General features: G+C 35.5%; 14 protein-coding genes and 2 tRNA genes. 2 read left to right on the top strand and 14 right to left on the bottom strand.

The genetic code is table 11. The annotated features are described in order from the left end of the window. Positions 1–10 precede the first annotated feature (10 nt). From xylB to RPL90_RS07635, 10 genes are all read right to left on the bottom strand, one after another. Positions 11–1,501, bottom strand: a complete 1,491-nt coding sequence (xylB, locus tag RPL90_RS07675) for a xylulokinase (RefSeq protein WP_313547453.1) — start codon at positions 1,499–1,501, stop codon at positions 11–13. A 15-nt stretch (positions 1,502–1,516) separates the two neighbouring features. After that, positions 1,517–2,368: an MFS transporter gene (locus RPL90_RS07670; protein ID WP_398573860.1), complete on the bottom strand. Its 852-nt coding sequence runs from the start codon at positions 2,366–2,368 to the stop codon at positions 1,517–1,519. A gap of 9 nt (positions 2,369–2,377) precedes the next feature. After that, positions 2,378–2,818, bottom strand: coding sequence for an MFS transporter (locus RPL90_RS12970; RefSeq protein WP_398573859.1), 441 nt, complete (start codon positions 2,816–2,818; stop codon positions 2,378–2,380). A 77-nt stretch (positions 2,819–2,895) separates the two neighbouring features. After that, complete coding sequence (locus RPL90_RS07665) at positions 2,896–3,906, bottom strand: LacI family DNA-binding transcriptional regulator (protein WP_313547451.1); 1,011 nt, start codon at positions 3,904–3,906, stop codon at positions 2,896–2,898. A gap of 223 nt (positions 3,907–4,129) precedes the next feature. Beyond that, a complete protein-coding gene (locus RPL90_RS07660; RefSeq protein ID WP_313547449.1) occupies positions 4,130–4,918 on the bottom strand; it encodes a two-component system regulatory protein YycI in 789 nt (262 codons plus the stop codon). After that, complete coding sequence (gene yycH, locus RPL90_RS07655) at positions 4,919–6,259, bottom strand: two-component system activity regulator YycH (protein WP_313547447.1); 1,341 nt, start codon at positions 6,257–6,259, stop codon at positions 4,919–4,921. Beyond that, complete coding sequence (walK, locus tag RPL90_RS07650; RefSeq protein WP_313547445.1) at positions 6,249–8,075, bottom strand: cell wall metabolism sensor histidine kinase WalK; 1,827 nt, start codon at positions 8,073–8,075, stop codon at positions 6,249–6,251. Before walK ends, yycH begins: the two co-directional genes overlap by 11 nt. 13 nt (positions 8,076–8,088) lie before the next feature. Beyond that, complete coding sequence (yycF, locus tag RPL90_RS07645; RefSeq protein ID WP_048792854.1) at positions 8,089–8,790, bottom strand: response regulator YycF; 702 nt, start codon at positions 8,788–8,790, stop codon at positions 8,089–8,091. Positions 8,791–9,066: 276 nt separating this feature from the next. Next, a tRNA-Asp gene (locus RPL90_RS07640) sits at positions 9,067–9,139 on the bottom strand. A gap of 6 nt (positions 9,140–9,145) precedes the next feature. After that, a tRNA-Glu gene (locus tag RPL90_RS07635) sits at positions 9,146–9,220 on the bottom strand. A 601-nt stretch (positions 9,221–9,821) separates the two neighbouring features. Between RPL90_RS07635 and RPL90_RS07630 the strand changes: the two genes are divergently transcribed. After that, entirely contained in the window at positions 9,822–10,166 is a 345-nt protein-coding gene (locus RPL90_RS07630) for a VOC family protein (protein WP_313547442.1), read from the top strand. Positions 10,167–10,340: 174 nt separating this feature from the next. Further along, positions 10,341–11,606 (top strand): macrolide family glycosyltransferase, encoded by a 1,266-nt coding sequence (locus RPL90_RS07625; protein ID WP_313547440.1) that lies wholly within the window; start codon positions 10,341–10,343, stop codon positions 11,604–11,606. Positions 11,607–11,613: 7 nt separating this feature from the next. On the opposite strand, the gene RPL90_RS07620 is transcribed toward RPL90_RS07625, so the two are convergent. The 4 genes from RPL90_RS07620 to RPL90_RS07605 all read right to left on the bottom strand — a co-directional run bounded on the left by RPL90_RS07620 (position 11,614) and on the right by RPL90_RS07605 (position 17,031). Further along, positions 11,614–12,903 carry an adenylosuccinate synthase gene (locus RPL90_RS07620; RefSeq protein ID WP_313547438.1) on the bottom strand — a complete coding sequence of 430 codons (1,290 nt, stop codon included), beginning with the start codon at positions 12,901–12,903 and terminating at the stop codon, positions 11,614–11,616. A gap of 286 nt (positions 12,904–13,189) precedes the next feature. Beyond that, positions 13,190–14,590, bottom strand: coding sequence for a replicative DNA helicase (gene dnaB, locus RPL90_RS07615; protein ID WP_313547436.1), 1,401 nt, complete (start codon positions 14,588–14,590; stop codon positions 13,190–13,192). A gap of 30 nt (positions 14,591–14,620) precedes the next feature. Continuing rightward, positions 14,621–15,067, bottom strand: coding sequence for a 50S ribosomal protein L9 (rplI, locus tag RPL90_RS07610; protein ID WP_313547434.1), 447 nt, complete (start codon positions 15,065–15,067; stop codon positions 14,621–14,623). Beyond that, positions 15,067–17,031, bottom strand: coding sequence for a DHH family phosphoesterase (locus tag RPL90_RS07605; protein ID WP_313547432.1), 1,965 nt, complete (start codon positions 17,029–17,031; stop codon positions 15,067–15,069). The genes rplI and RPL90_RS07605 overlap by 1 nt, the downstream gene beginning before the upstream one ends. Positions 17,032–17,039: the final 8 nt, after the last annotated feature.

Below are 17,039 nucleotides of genomic sequence, written 5' to 3'. Positions count from 1 at the left end.
TAAATTCCTCCTAATTTTGTTCAATTGCTAAAAGTTGGCGTGATAAATCTTTTGTTTGTGCATATACTTGGCGATAAATTTTAAAATACTGTGTATAACGTTGATGATTATCTTCGTTAGGCGTATAAGTCGTACTTGTATTTATAAATTGCTTCGCGCAATCTTCAAATGACTCGAACCACTCTAGTCCGACTGCTGCTATCATTGCAGCGCCCATTCCTGGGCCTTCTTCATAATTTAATTTACTAACTTTGGTATTAAAGACGTCTGCTTGGAGTTGTAGCCAAAATTCACTTTTAGCGCCTCCGCCAATAGAAATGATATGGTCGATTGACTTACCTGCTTGGCGCATAAAGATGATTGCTTCATAAAGTGCGTAAGTAATGCCTTCTATTGTTGCACGTGCCATTTGACCGGCTGTTGTTGAGCCACTTAAGCCGATAAAGCTACCTCGAACTGTAGCATCGCCGTGTGGTGTACGTTCTCCTTGGATATAGGGTGCATAAATTAAGCCATTTGCACCGATATTTGTTTTTGAAGCCGCTGCTATCATGTCTTCAAATGAAGTTTCTGGGAATACAGTTTCTTTGAACCAATTTAAACTGTAACCTGCACTTAACGTCACTCCCATTGCGTATGCAGTTTCGGGTAAAACGTGTTTGAAATAATGAATGTTATGACTGTAATTCAACCCTTCACTTTTTTCAGGCGCTAAGATTACGCCTGATGTCCCAATGCTACATAGTGTTTGATCTTCGTTGATGACGCCTGCACCTAACGCGCCACATGCATTATCTGCGCCTCCAGCAAAGACGGCTATTTCCTCTTCCAAGCCTAGTTCGGTCAATAATGCATCAGTCACTTCGCCGACGCGACAATGAGATGCTATTAGCGGTGGAAAAATATCGCCTAGTTCAAGGTCACTTGCGATGCCTTCCGCCCATTCGTTCGTCTCAGAGTCTAACAATAATGTTCCTGCTGCATCGCTATATTCCATATGCAGTTCACCAGTTAAACGATACCTTACATAATCTTTTGGTAAGACAAATACATCTAACTTGCTCCAGTTATCGGGCTCATGTTGTTTCAGCCACAATAATTTTGGTAAAGTAAATCCTTCTAAAATAGGATTTTTCAACAATGTATCACCATAACGTTGTGCTAGTTGTTCACATTGTGCTGTTGTACGCGTATCATTCCATAAAATAGCATTACGAATGAGGTTGCGTGATTTATCTAGTGGTACAAGACCATGCATTTGTCCTGAAAATGATATGCCTTCGATGCGTTTATCTTGCATCGCTGAATCTTGAATAATTGCTGTGATAGTTTTCTTAGTAGCTTCAAACCATGCCTCTGGATCTTGTTCATTATATCCCGGGAAATTTTGTATAAGTTCTAACGGTTCACTTACTGTAATAACAACTTCACCTTGTTTATTGACTGCTATAGTTTTAACTGAACTCGTTCCTAAATCGATGCCTAATACGACGTTTTCCATTATATCCCTCTTATCTTAACTATTAATTTGCTGTGTACGTTCATCGTGACGGATATGAGATAATTCTCCGCGTTGTTTATCAATACTTGGTTGATAAACTTTAATGAAGTACGTAATGATTGCACCTATAAAGTAACATATTGCGAATACCCATACGACACCTACGATATCGAATAATGGTAGGAATATTGTAGCTAAAGCAGGTGCTATAAAATTACTTAAACCAGCCGCTAAGTTATGTGATGATAATGTAGCGCCGATATGATCAGGTTCTAAGGCCGTGAAAATAGCGAAAATTGGTACGAATGCTGATTGTGTAATACCAAATAACACTGCGCATAACACTGCTATTGAGAATACGTCGCCACTCCATACTGGCAAGTAGTAGAATAATAACGTCGTTACTCCACAACCGATACATCCAAAAGTCATAACTTGGCGTTTCCATCCGATTCGGTCGCCAATAATACCCCAAGCGACATCACCGACAATACATGTAACGTGCATAGTTCCCCAAACCCATAGCCATTGTTGAGTTGTGAAACCTATGTCGTCAGTAAATAAAGAAGGGAAAATAACGACTAAACCAAATAATGATAGCTGGTTAATAATTCTTACGATAAAAACCTTAATAATGTTAGGGTTTTTATAAACAACGCCTATTTCAGATAACACTGTACTAAATCTTTCTTTAGTTGGTTTATGTGCATTGGGTCTAACGTCATGTTTACCGACAGTAATGTAAGCAATTACGCCACCAATAATAATCCATATTAATGACATCCAAAGTGTACCCATAAAGCCAATATGTGGAATTGTAAAGCTAGGTAAATATGTACCAATAACACCCATACCTACTGAATACATAGCCCAAAATCAACCGATGGCAGTTGCTAACCGAGTCTTGTCAGTAATATATGTAACCCATACTAAGAATGCATATAAGAATAAAGGATAACCAAGTCCACGAATACCGTACATTACAAGCATCATGCTATAGTTTTCCATACTCATACCAAAGACAAGAAATAATACATGAAATACTAACCAAATCACTGTACTTAACATCATTACTTTTTTAGGTCCATAAACATCGGATAATACGGCTGCTAACCATGACCCGACTACGACCATAACGCCATATACTGTAAAGACCATTGACGCTTGAGAATGTGAAAAACCAATATCTACAATATTTTTAGAAAGAAAGGCTTGTTCAATACCGTCACCTGTCATAAATATGAAAATTGCAATTAATGCTACGAAAATAATTTTAGGAATCCCCATCCAAGTATTTTGTTTTATATTTTTTTCCACTTCTTTACCCCCTTAAATCAACATTACTTAAACGTTTAAGCATTAAACAAAAACACTCACTTACTATGACTGTTTACTTATAAAAACGAACACGAATCTCGAATAATTAATTGAGTAGCTAATTTTGTCGATTTTACGCGTTCACCTTTAATTAAGTCGTGAATCATTTCTCCTGCAACTTCACCAATCTCTTTTGCAGGTTGTGAAATAACTGATAAGCGTGGTGTGAAAATTTCGTTCCAATAACTATCATCAAAGCCAATGATAATTACATCTTGTCTAATCACTTTGTTCATTTCTTTACAAGCTTGCAATGCACCTAGTAGTAATAAATGATTGGTAGCTAGTATTGCTGGAACATTTTCTTGTAATAATTTAATCGTGGCATGATAACCACTTTGTACTTGTGCTTCGGTACCTTGACTTAAGTTACTATAAAATATAATGTTTTCATCTAATTCTAAATTGTTATCTTTTAGTGCTAATTCATAACCGTTTCTTCTTCTAGGTGTTGTACCAATGTCTGAATTAGCTAGTAACAATCCGATGTGTTTACCACCTTGATTAATTAACCTTTCAGTAGCTTTATATGTAGCTTCTTCATTATTCACGCTAATGCATGGTAATTTACTATCATCAATTTCTCTATCGAGCGTTAAGATAGGTATCTTATTCCATTCTTCTTTAATGGTTAGTTGAGAAGACACAGGCGCGACAATAATAGCGCTTACATTTTGAGCTAAAAAAATATCAATCAATTCATTTTGACGTTGTTCATTTTCTTCTGATGATGCTACTGCAACTTGTAAATTGTGTTGTTGGCAAGCATCATTGAGTGAAGTTAATACTTCAGTAAAAAATGGATTTTGATCGGGGACGATAAATGCAACTATATTAGATTGTCCCGTTTTCAAGCCACGTGCAAATTGATTGGGTGCATAGTTTAATTTTTCGATGGCAGTTAACACTTTTTCTTTTGTTTTGTCACTTAACTCGTTGTTTTTATCGTTGAGTACATTTGACACTGTAGCTATAGATACTTCAGCAAGCTTTGCGACATCATGGAGCGTTGGCTTACGTTGAGTCATGTTATTCTCCTTAAACGTTTAAGTAAGATGCTAAAAACTAATACAATCACATTGTAGCACTTCTTTAATTTTATGCAAGCGCTACCATTTATAGATTTTTTTATATTCATTAGAAATATCACTGAATACATTGTTTTGATAGTCCTTAATGAAAATTGGATCACTTTTATATTTCATCAAACAAAAGCGAAGCATAATTTCTATGCTTCGCTCTTGTTTCAAACTATTCTTCTATGATTTTAGGGCTTTGGCTAACCGCTTCGACGTAATACGTTTTCGTTTTGTTTTGACCTTTATGTTTTACTTTAATTTCCCAGTTACCTTCTAACACTTGGACGTTCGGTTCTTTTACGACCGTGTAATATCCGAGTCTTACTTGGGTCACTTCGTCTTTATGTTTCAAATAACGGTTATAGTATAAGGCGTCGATAGCTGCTCTTGCGCTGATAACTTGTTTCTTTTCGTTGTTTTCCCCTTTGGACGGTTTGATAGATTCCATGGCTTTTTGTTTATATTTTGTTGCTTGTTTTTGCTTATTTATATCAAACGTCAGCCGTGCCTTATTATTATTCATAATTGGAAAAGCGTTATACGTTTGTTCAAGGATCACTTTGTCATCTGTTACATCACTCATCGCGTAACTATCGCCCTTATACACATTATTTTTAATATAATTTTTCAGATTAGTGAAACTGTCTTTGCTCACGCTGATATGATGATCTAAGTCAGACTTAGCGATATCACCATTTGCACCACTTTCTACGCCTTTTTTATTTTTGGCATAGTCTGTGAAGTCTTTTGTACGAGCGGTTATAAGTTGCATTTTAACGCCTTTCACACTCTGAAGATTATTAGGTATAGTGATTTCTTCTTGTTTAAAATTTACTTTGTTGTCGCTATCACTTTCGCTAATGTGGGATTTATTAACTTTATCGATATAAATGATGATTAAGCTAATATTTACTAGAATAAATACAAAGATAAATAATGTTTTAGCGCGTTTCCAGTTCATTTATTCTAGCCCCCCATCTTTTGTGTATGGATGCCATTTGCCGTTATATTCAATATACCATTGCGGCTTAAATTCACTATTACGTTGAATTTCGATGTCTTTATTGTCTTGCTTATCATTCATCGTATAGCCGAGCGCAATATTCGTTACTTTTTCAAAATCAATTTGTGGATTATTGGCTATGGATGCACGTACTTCTTCGGCACCAGGTAATGAATTATCACTATCGTCGCCACTATCAATCGTCACATTGGTTTTTAGTAATGCTCTAGCGTAACCGAATATTCCTTTTTTACCCCAAGCCACTTTGATTTGATTTAAATTATCGGTATTAAAGGTCGGACGCCCATTTAAGAATAATTGATATGTTAGTTCTCCTGTATCGTTATCGGTACTAAACAATCTAAAGTCATCGGTAAAGCCACCATGGCCATTAATATAATTAAACGTGCTTGGTATCGTTTCTTTCATATTCTTAGTCTTATCTTCATCTTCAGACAAATTGGTATAGCGATACTTTTCAGATTGGTCATTATAGTTAGCAACGCCAGTATTATTATTGTAAGTTGTTGTACCATTATTAGCACTTCTTACGACGACAGAATCGTTGAATAAAATTGAATTCATGGCGTCTACACTAATACGATTATAAATCGTCCGGTAGGTCTTTAAATGTTTAGGATTTTCTGGCGCAAATATATGAGTAGCTTTATCAATAGTATCTTTATTTGTAATGATATCTGAATAAGGCGACATTGAGTCGCTATTATCTTTTAAGGCTTGTGCCATCTTAGAGCTTTTAGCCGTCGTTGTCATACGAACAACTTCGTGTCTATCTTTACTAATCGCATATAATTTTAATTTACCATTATGGTCTTTATCAATGAGCAGACGATTAAAGTTAAAATGATTCGGCACTTTGGCATTAACGTTTAGAACTTGGCCTAAATACGTAGCTAAAGGCATTTGATACGTAAAATCAAGTACAACAAAGTCATTGCTTAAATCAGGGATAATTAAATTATGCTGACTGTGCATACGTTCAGAATGGGTTACACGTTGGTCTTTTAACGGTTTAGTCAATGCTTTTACATTGCTTTTCGTCGCATCCATACCTTCTGTCTTATCTCCGTTAGAATGAATAATTTGATATGGCGTAATTGCTTGTGACATACCACCTTTTAAAGGCTTACCAATCGTATTCGTATGTTTATCTTTACTGTCATGACTATTAACGTTTGCTAAATCAGGTGAAAAGTTCCATGTCATATATGTTAGAACGGCACTCATTAGGACAAGTAGCGACAGGATGATCGTTTTAAATAGCTCTTTACTCCGCATCCCAATCACCATCTTCGATTACTTCACAAGGAAGTGTAATAAAGATTGACGTACCTTGGCCTTCAACACTATTCGCCCATATACGACCATTGTGTGCCTCGACAATTTCTTTTGAAATCGCAAGACCTAAACCTGTACCACCCATTTTACGTGTACGTGCTTTGTCTACACGATAGAAACGATCAAAAATTTTATCTACTTTATTAATAGGAATACCGATGCCATTATCTTTAATGCGAATCGTCATACGATTATAAAGTGCGTTTTGTTTCACGTGGAACTCGACACGTTTATCACCACGAGAATACTTCATTGCGTTGGTAATAACGTTATCGAATACTTGTGTCATCTTATCTGGATCGATTTCAGTAAAGATTGTTTCATTTGGAATTTCACGTACAAATGATGTATCTTTTGCCGCCATCTCATGTCGATTAATAATTTTATTAATAAACATGTTAAAGTCGACGATTTCTTTCGTAATTTGGTCTGATTCATTGTCCATTTTAGACAGTTGTAACAAGTCATTAACGAGTCGAATCATACGTTCTGTTTCTTCTCTCGTTACGTTTAAAAATTGTGGTGCGAGATCATCGTCTTTCCATGCGCCTTCTTCTAACGCTTCGATATAACTGTTCATAGAAGTTAATGGTGTACGTAGTTCGTGTGATACATTGGCTACAAATTCACGACGTTCACGTTCAACTTGTTGTTGCTCTGTAACATCATGCAGTACGGCAATATAGCCTGTCACGAAACCAGTTTCTTGGACGATTGTACTAAAACTCACTCGGGCAATAATGCCTTCTGATTCATTAATATCTAATAAGAAGCTATCGTTACTTTCTTGAATTTCGTCAAGTGAAAATTCTTCTTCTAACCCTAAAACGTTCAACATAAAGTAACCTGTAATATCTTCTTTAGTCGTTCCCATCATTTTTAATGCCATGTCATTGACGATACGTATACGACCACGTCTATCAGTGGCGATAATACCATCACTCATATGCGTAATAACGGAGTCCAATCGCCGCTTTTCACTTTCGGTATTCGCTTGCGCTTCTTGCACGCGCTTAGATAAGTTATTAAACGCTAGGGCGAGTTCACCAATTTCGTCATTACCATATATTTTCACTCGTTGTGTATAGTTACCTTTAGACATCTCTACCGTTTGGTTACGCATATCCGTAATTGGCTTCGTAATTGTTCGGGCAATAAAGAAACCGAGAATAACCGTAATTAACAACGAAATACCTGTACCAATGATAAAGATTTGGTTAATACTATTTAATTGGCTATAAACGTCGTTAATGTCTGCTTCTATGTAAATGACACCGCTTGTGCCTTTAGACGTTTTGACCGGTAAATTATACACCCACATACGTTGCTTACCATTGCCATAGTCTTTCAACATCGTATGGCTGTTTGCTTCGCCGAGTGATAATGCTTTTTGAATAGAGTTATCATTCACTTTTTGATTTATTAGACTACGGGTAGACTGCTTAGACGTAGCCATAATAATTTGATCCTTATCAATGAACCGAATTTCTCCAATTTCTTGTCTATTCGCATACTCATTTAACAAGTTTTGGACTTCTTTCTGTGCATTGACAGAATCATCATCGTAGACTTTTTCTATATTAATTTCGATTTGTTTTGCATATTGTGAAATATTATTTTTAAATGTTTGTGTTAATTCTTTTTCTAGACTATTGGTAAAATACAAACCGATGATTTGCATACCGATAACGATTAACAATACATAGACAATAACAAGCTTCGTGTGTAAGGATTGAAAATGTTTTAGCCATTTCATTAATTATAGGCCTCTATTCGTGTTGTTGGAGGAAATATCCAACACCACGACGTGTCACAATGTACTCTGGATGTGAAGGATCGTCCTCAATTTTTTCACGTAAACGTCGGATTGTTACGTCTACTGTACGTACGTCACCAAAATAGTCATAGCCCCAAACAGTTTGTAATAAATGTTCACGTGTCATTACTTGACCCATATGTTTTGATAAATAATGGAATAATTCAAATTCACGGTGTGTCAACTCAATGTCTTCACCACGTTTTTTAATTGAATAAGCATCTGGATAAATCGTAATATCTTTGATAGCAATTTCATTTGTTTCATCATTTACCTCTTGTGCAGGTTGTGAATAATGACGACGTAAGTTTGCTTTCACACGTGCAATTAATTCACGCGTACTAAATGGTTTCGTCACATAGTCATCTGCACCTAACTCTAAACCTAAAACTTTATCAATTTCAGAGTCTTTCGCAGTTAACATAATGATTGGCATTTCGAATTTTTTACGTACTTCACGACAAACTTCCATACCATCACGGCCTGGTAACATAATGTCTAACAGTACAATATCTGGTTCTTCATCATATATTAAGTCTACCGCATCATTACCATCATAAGCGCAATATACTTCGTAACCTTCTTTTTTTAAGTTGAATTCTAGAATATCAGCAATTGGTTTTTCATCATCGACTACTACAACTTTTCTAGCCATATATATAGACCTCATTTCTCAATTGTGTAATTATTTTCTTTGTCTACACATTACTCTATTATATAATTTACCATTTATGACGTGCTAATTCTATTTATGCAAACAAAAAAGTAAATTTATAGATTATATAATAATAGCATTACATGTTTCATTTCTAAACTATTTTGTTATTTATTGCAAATTTACCATACATATTTATGCTCAATCGTGTTATAAATATGCTTAATTATTAAAAAATATTAAAAAAAATTGCCCATCCTATTGGATGGGCATATACGGTCTCGACGGGAATCGAACCCGCGATCTCCTGCGTGACAGGCAGGCGTGTTAACCGCTACACTACGAGACCAAAAAATGGTGACTCCTACGGGACTCGAACCCGTGTTACCGCCGTGAAAGGGCGGTGTCTTAACCGCTTGACCAAGGAGCCTGTCGTAAGCACAAAAATAATTATAGCAACTCTCATTAATGATGACAAGCTATTTTTTTAATTTTTTTCTTTAAATTTTTCATAATCATAAATGGTGTAACATAGTACAATTTTTAACTACTATTTAAACTCGTGAAAATGAAAAATTATGCTTTACGCCTTTGTCTTTGTTTTTACCCATAAAATATTTTAGGCTCAAACACTTCATAATGTTTGACTAAAGCTTTTTCTGAAACAGCTTTTTGGCTACCGGGAATGTTACTTGTATCGCTTTATATTTATCAAAAGTATTAATTTTTTGATCATAAAGCGTTTTTTGTTGTGTTCAATTTTGATAGTTTATTTATGGTTATTTCTCCTTTAAATTAAGCTATTATTCCGTTATATTATGATGACTTTATACAAAGCTTAATTACTATTGTGATAAATAACAAAAAATACATCTTAAATAATATGAAATTTACTTTGATTACATATAAATAAACAAATCAATTTTTTACATATTAACTTCAACTTTCAAATAACTACATCTATTTACGGATTGTACACTACCATAGACTAGCTTAAAATGACTATATATTGATTACTAGGAGATAAGCTTGTGGAATTAAAGCATTTAAATTTAACTGTAGAAACAATAGCACCAACACGTGATTTCTTTTTAAAATATTTTGATTTTACTATGAAAACGGAGAAAGGTGGCAATCCAGAAGTTTTGATTAGCCCTGAAGGCTTTATTTTAACGCTAATGGAAGGACCAAAGGCAACATATCCTAAATCTTTCCACGTAGGGTTCCCCCAATCTTCACCATCTGATGTAGATAAGATAAATGCCCTTATTAAGGAGGATGGTTATAAAGTCCCAACGCCAAAACAAACTCCGCATGGCTATACTTTTTATGTAAAAGCACCTGGCAACTTTATGATCGAAGTACTTTCGCATTAACTCTAAGGTAGTCTTCCCTACTGACAAACCTCTGACTCCCCTTATCTATAAGCATTGAATTTTGAACAAAACATGAATTTAAATATGAAAAAAAATTAATAAAATTTAAATCATTTTTGTTTTCAATGATATTTGGTAAAATTATTTAATATTACATCTTAGGAGGCATTATCAATGGCGAAAGTATTATTCATAAATACCGGTTCAGAAGGACATATTAATCCAACTATTGCGTTGTGTAAGTCGCTCGTAGAACGCGGAGAAGAAGTAGTTTATTATATGGGTGACCAATATGTTGATAAATTTAAAGATACAGGTGTCGAAATCCGCACTGTATCTACAGAAAAATTAGTATCAGCATTTACTTCATTTGGGTCAGGCCATTTATTTCATGTTATTAACGGTTTATTAAAAACTGCAGATGTTATTATGCCTCAAATTTTAGAGGAAACGAAAGACGAGCATTATGATTATATGATTTATGATTCTATGTTCAGTTGTGGTTATTTAATCGCTCAAAAATTCAATATACCAACTATATCCGCAATTACTTCATTTGCTAAAACTAAACCAATGTTTGATAGTTTTGCTAATTTCATGGCTTCAAAATTAGAACAAGATGAACTAGAATCTGCCAATCTTGTCTTCGATACATTGAAAGAACATGTGGCACAAACATACGGCGTAAAAGTTCCGTCACGTCACGAAGTTATGAATAATTCTGGTGATTTTAATATTTCATTCGTCACGAAAGGTTTCCAACTCGACTATGATGCCTTCGACAGTGCTAAATTTAACTTTGTAGGGCCATCAGTATTACCACCTAAACCTTCAGGTTTTATGGATAATGTGAATACAGACCGCCCTCTTATCTATGTATCTTTAGGCACTGTATTCAATCAAAATGTAGCCTTTTTCAACAAATGTTTTTCTGCACTAGCAAATATAGATGCGACGGTAATAGTGTCTATTGGTAAAACAAATAAAGTCGAAGATTTTGATACAATACCAGACAACGTTATTATTAAAGATTACGTACCACAAGTTGAAGTTTTACAGCATGCCGACCTTTTCTTGACACATGCGGGTATGAACAGTACAAACGAAGCAATTATGTTAAATGTGCCGTTACTCGCCTTTCCACAAAGTGCTGATCAACCAGTCGTTGCGAATCAAATAGAACATTTAAAAATAGGACAACAACTAGATGCAAATGTAATTACAGCCGAACATTTAGCAAACACTGTCACAGACATGTTAACTCATCGTCAAACTTATCAGCAAAACATTGAAGCAATTAAAAACGTTCAAACTCATACGCAACCTGGCTATGAGGTAGGTGCACAAGCTATTTTAGACTTCCGTGACAACAATACCAATAACATAATAAAACCCTGTAGATGCGTCGATAAACGTCATTTACAGGGTTTCTTATATTAATTAAAACTTATTTTTCCCAAAGTGGTTGAATTAAGTTTGTTTGGTTACGGTCTGGGCCAACAGAGAAAATAGAAATACGTACGTTACATAATTCAGAAATACGTTCTAAATAGTTACGTGCATTATCAGGTAGTTCGTCTAAAGTACGACAGCTTGTAACATCTTCAGTCCAACCTGGTAATTCTTCAAAAATAGGTTTGCAACGTTGTAACTCATTTAAGTTAGCTGGGTATTCAGTAATTTCTTTACCATCTAACTCATAAGCTGTACAAATTTTAACTGTATCTAAACCAGTTAATACATCGATTGAGTTAATTGAAAGATCAGTAATACCACTTGCACGACGAGAATGACGTAATACTACTGAGTCAAACCATCCTACACGACGAGGACGTCCTGTAGTCGTACCATATTCACGACCAACTTCACGGATATGTTCACCATCAGTATCAAATAATTCTGTTGGGAATGGACCATCGCCTACACGAGAAGTATATGCTTTACATACACCAATAACTTTAGATACGAATGTAGGACCAACACCGCCACCAACTGTAACGTTACCAGCAACAGGGTTACTAGAAGTTACGAATGGGTATGTACCATGGTCGATATCTAACATGACACCTTGTGCACCTTCGAATAAAACTTTTTCGTCAGCTACAAATGCGTCGTCTAACACTTTAGCTGTATCAGTAACGTAAGGTGCTAAACGTTGCCCTGCAGCGTAATATGCTTCAAAGATTTCATCAAATGATGGGCATTCTTTACCGAACATACCTTTGAAATATGCATCTTTATATTCAATATTTTCTTTCAAACGTGCTTCAAACGTTTCTTTATTTAATAAATCTGCGACACGGATACCAATACGTTGTGCTTTATCTACATAAGCTGGACCGATACCTTTTTTAGTTGTGCCTATTTTGTTATCTCCACGGCGCTCCTCTTCATACTCATCTTGTTTTAAATGATAAGGTAAAATAACTTGCGCACGATTTGAAATACGTAAATTATCAGTAGAAACGCCTCTGTCATTAAGGCCATCTAATTCTTTTAATAATGCAACTGGATCCACTACGACACCATTTCCGATAACTGCTAATTTATCTTTGTAAAAAATACCAGACGGTACTAAGTGTAATTTGTAAGTTTCTCCATCGAACTTAATTGTGTGACCTGCGTTATTTCCACCTGAAAATCGTGCAATAACATCTGCTTGTTCTGCTAAGAAATCTGTAATTTTACCTTTACCTTCGTCTCCCCATTGTGTCCCAACGACTACGATTGATGACATATGAGCACCTCCAAGTTTTTCTCGTTTAACCATTAAGTATTCTACCAATAGAATGATGATAATGCAAACAAAAATCGAACATTAAAATTGGGCACTTTTTAAAATTTCGCTGAAGCTTAACACCTTAGTTTATTAGCTAAAAACGTTGATTTATCAATATTTAAAAATAATAATCATGAAAACTTCGATACATACTTCCATATCAAACGCATCTCTAAATGTAATCAAAAACCGTACAATAAAACTATATATCGTTTAATTGTACGGAAAAATATTTTTTATTTAATTATCCAAAATCTGCATGGGCATAATCTATATCAGTGAATTTATTGTATTGTTTCATGAAATGTAATTTTACTGTACCTGTCGGGCCATTACGTTGTTTTGCAATGATAATTTCAATTTCACCGTTCTCATCGTTCGTTTGTGGCTCAAATCCTGCATCATCATCGTCTTCGTCTTCTTCGCCACGATTGTAATAATCATCACGATACAAGAAGGCAACGATATCAGCATCTTGCTCAATTGAACCAGATTCACGAATATCACTCATCATTGGTCGCTTATCTTGACGCTGTTCGACGCCACGAGATAACTGACTCAAGGCAATAACTGGACATTCTAGTTCTCTCGCTATCGCTTTTAAAGTACGTGATATTTCAGATACTTCTTGTTGACGGTTATCTGAAAAACGTGAACCACTACCTTGAATAAGTTGTAGATAGTCAATAACAATCATATCTAATCCGTGTTCTTGTTTTAAGCGACGACATTTAGAACGAATATCAGTAATGCGTATACCCGGTGTATCGTCAATAAATATTTTAGTGCGTGATAATTTACCTACTGCAATCGTAAATCTATTCCAATCTTCTTCTGTCATCGTACCTGTACGGAGACGGTTAGAATCGACATTACCCGAACTACAAATCATACGTGTCGCTAGTTGGTCTGCGCCCATCTCGAGGGAGAATATACCAACTGAAAATTGACCTTCATGTGTTGCTACTTTTTGCGCGATATTAAGCGCGAAGGCAGTCTTACCAACAGAGGGACGCGCTGCTAATATGATTAAATCATTTCGGTTAAATCCTGCCGTCATTTGGTCTAAATCTCGGTATCCTGTAGGTATACCTGGCGTTTGCCCGCTATTTTGATCGAGTAATTCCGCATTTTCATAAACGTCGCCTAAGACATCTCTAATATCTTTAAAGCCATCGCTTTCACGTGTAGAAGATAATTCCAAAATACGACGTTCAGCATCGTTAAGTATTGTGTCTAATTCAAGTTCATCATTATAACCATCATTTGCAATACTATCTGCAGCTTGGATTAATTTACGTTTTAAGGCATGCTTAAAAACAATGTCCGTATAATACTGTACATTTCGCGTTGTCGGTACATTATTAGATAACTCTGCTAAGTATTGTGGTCCACCCGCTTCACTCAAGCGACCTTCTTGTGACAGTTGATCCATTATAGTGACAACATCGATTTCTTTATTATCTTCGTTGAGATTCATCATCGCACGGAAGATATGTTGATGTGCACCTCTATAAAATGACTCAGGAAGTAATACTTCCTGAGTTGAGTTTACTAATTCTGGATCAATGATAATGGCACCTAAGACAGATTGTTCAGCCTCATTACTATGGGGCATTTGATTTTGTTCATACATTCCATCCATGTCGATTACACCTCATATTTCAATCCATAATTATTGTTCAATTGTGTGTACACGAATAGTACCTTCGACTTCTTTATCTAATTTAACCGGTACATTTGTATAACCCAATGCATGGATACCACTTGGTAAATCCATTTTACGTTTATCAATTTTAATTTCATGTTGCTCTTGTAAAGCTTGTGCAATTTGTTTCGTACTTACTGAACCAAATAACTTGCCACCTTCACCCGTTTTAGCTGAAACTTCTACTTCAAGGTCGGCTAATTTTGATTTAAGTTGTTTCGCTTCATCGATTTCTTTTTGGCGTTCTGCTTTAGCTGCTTTTTCTTGCTGTTCTAATTGTTTAAGATTTCCTGGTGTCGCTTCGACAGCTAATTTATTTTTTAAAAGGTAGTTATTAGCATAACCTACGGGTACGTCTTTGACTTCGCCTTTATTACCTTTACCTTTAACGTTTTGTGTGAATATTACTTTCATCAATTTTCACTCCTACTCATTTGTTCTGTTATTGCTTGTTGTAATTGTTCGATCGCTTCTTCGACCGTAACATCTTTAAGTTGTGTGGCAGCATTTGTTAAATGGCCACCACCACCAAGTGCTTCCATTGTTAGTTGAACGTTAACTGCTCCTAGAGAGCGGGCAGACATACCAACAAGTGAATCTTCTCTTCTAGCGACAACGTAAGATGCCTCTACACCATCTAAACTTAACAGCTCATCTGCAGCTTGTGCAACTGTAACAGGATGGTATATTTTGTCGTCTGGACCATGAGCTATAGCAACACCATTATCTTGTAATTCTACCGTACGAATTAATTCTGTACGATTAATATACGTATCGATATCATCTTTCAGGAAGTGTTGCGTCAAAATTGTGTCGGCACCGTGTGCACGTAAATAACTTGCGGCATCGAATGTTCTTGAACCCGTACGTAAAGTAAAGTTACGTGTATCAACGATAATACCTGCGAACATTACTGTAGATTCTAAACGTGTTAAACGTTGTTCTGTTGGCTGGTATTCTAATAATTCTGTCACTAGTTCTGCCGTTGAACTAGCATATGGTTCCATATAGACAAGTAACGGGCTAGAGACAAAGCTTTCACCACGTCTATGATGGTCAATGACTACTTTTCTATTTGCTTTGTTTAAAATATCTTCGTCTATAACCATTTCCGGCTTGTGCGTATCGACAATAACGACAGTCGTTCTCGATGTCATATTGTCCCAAGCCTCTTCAGAACTAATAAAACGTTCTTTTAATTCAGGTTTTTCATCGATAGAATCCATTACACGACGTAATGTTGGGTCGATATCTGAATCATTTAACACGATATGCGCATCTAAGTTATTCATCATTGCAAAACGAGAAACTCCGATTGCTGCACCAATGGCATCTAAATCAGGACGTTTATGTCCCATGATAATAACTTTATCGCCTTCCATAAGTATGTCTTTTAATGCGTGTGAAATTACGCGTGCTCTTACGCGTGTACGTTTTTCCATTGGGTCAGTCTTACCACCATAGAAACGTACATTACCATTTTGGTTTTTAATCGCAACTTGGTCGCCACCACGACCTAAAGCTAAATCTAGTCCTGATTGTGATAATTCACCAAGATCGATTAAACTATCAGAACCTTCACCTACACCTATACTTAATGTAAGTTGTGCCCTGTAACCAACACTTTTTTCTCTTAACTGGCTTAAAATATCAAAGTTTGCATCTTCAATTTCATCTAATATGTGTTGATTTAAATACGCAACGAATTGGTCTGTACTATAACGCTTAAAGTAAATGTCATATTCAGTTGCCCAACGGCTAATAACACGTGTAACCATTGAGTTAATTTCCGAACGTTGTGTATCATTCATATTTTGAGTAATCTCGTCATAATTATCTAAAAATAGCGTTGCGATAATCGGTTTTGATTCATTATATAACTCATTAATACGAACTTCTTCAGTTATATCGAAGAAATATAAAATATGCTCTTTGTCAGAATATCTCACCCGATAGTGATAATTTCTATCTTCTATATCAATTTCTTCAGTTTTTTCTAATTGCTTTAATATATTTGGATAAACTTCATTTACTGGATCAGAGATTACATTACGATCCAAACGTTCTGCCATAAATTGGTTCATCCACTCAATATTTTCATTTTCATCAATAACTACCATACCGATTGGTAAATTTTTAATTGCTCGATTACTACCGGCTGATATGTGTCCACTTAAATTATCGACGTAGTTGTCCATCTTTTGTAAAGCTTGCCTTACCATTAAAGCTGCAATAATAATTACGACTATCAAAATCGCAGTAGCGATGCCGGCAATGAGTTGGTTAAAAATAAACCATACTGCAACTAATACTAATGCCGTAATTGCCATAATGATAAATGGTAAAACTAATGCTTTTTTAGTGGATTGACGGTTCATTTTGTCCA

The organism is Staphylococcus kloosii, assembly GCF_032139365.1.
Classification (GTDB): Bacteria; Bacillota; Bacilli; order Staphylococcales; family Staphylococcaceae; genus Staphylococcus; species Staphylococcus kloosii_A.
This window is presented reverse-complemented; position numbering and strand designations above follow the sequence as displayed.

Bases quoted from the DNA above. Each gene is read 5' to 3' on its own strand.
- RPL90_RS07625 (WP_313547440.1), top strand. From the start codon at position 10,341: ATGGCGAAAGTATTATTCATAAATACCGGTTCAGAAGGACATATTAAT.
- rplI (WP_313547434.1), bottom strand. From the start codon at position 15,067: ATGAAAGTAATATTCACACAAAACGTTAAAGGTAAAGGTAATAAAGGC.
- RPL90_RS07620 (WP_313547438.1), bottom strand. From the start codon at position 12,903: ATGTCATCAATCGTAGTCGTTGGGACACAATGGGGAGACGAAGGTAAA.
- yycF (WP_048792854.1), bottom strand. From the start codon at position 8,790: ATGGCTAGAAAAGTTGTAGTAGTCGATGATGAAAAACCAATTGCTGAT.
- yycH (WP_313547447.1), bottom strand. From the start codon at position 6,259: ATGCGGAGTAAAGAGCTATTTAAAACGATCATCCTGTCGCTACTTGTC.
- walK (WP_313547445.1), bottom strand. From the start codon at position 8,075: ATGAAATGGCTAAAACATTTTCAATCCTTACACACGAAGCTTGTTATT.
- dnaB (WP_313547436.1), bottom strand. From the start codon at position 14,590: ATGGATGGAATGTATGAACAAAATCAAATGCCCCATAGTAATGAGGCT.
- RPL90_RS07665 (WP_313547451.1), bottom strand. From the start codon at position 3,906: ATGACTCAACGTAAGCCAACGCTCCATGATGTCGCAAAGCTTGCTGAA.
- xylB (WP_313547453.1), bottom strand. From the start codon at position 1,501: ATGGAAAACGTCGTATTAGGCATCGATTTAGGAACGAGTTCAGTTAAA.
- RPL90_RS07660 (WP_313547449.1), bottom strand. From the start codon at position 4,918: ATGAACTGGAAACGCGCTAAAACATTATTTATCTTTGTATTTATTCTA.
- RPL90_RS07670 (WP_398573860.1), bottom strand. From the start codon at position 2,368: ATGTATTCAGTAGGTATGGGTGTTATTGGTACATATTTACCTAGCTTT.
- RPL90_RS07605 (WP_313547432.1), bottom strand. From the start codon at position 17,031: ATGAACCGTCAATCCACTAAAAAAGCATTAGTTTTACCATTTATCATT.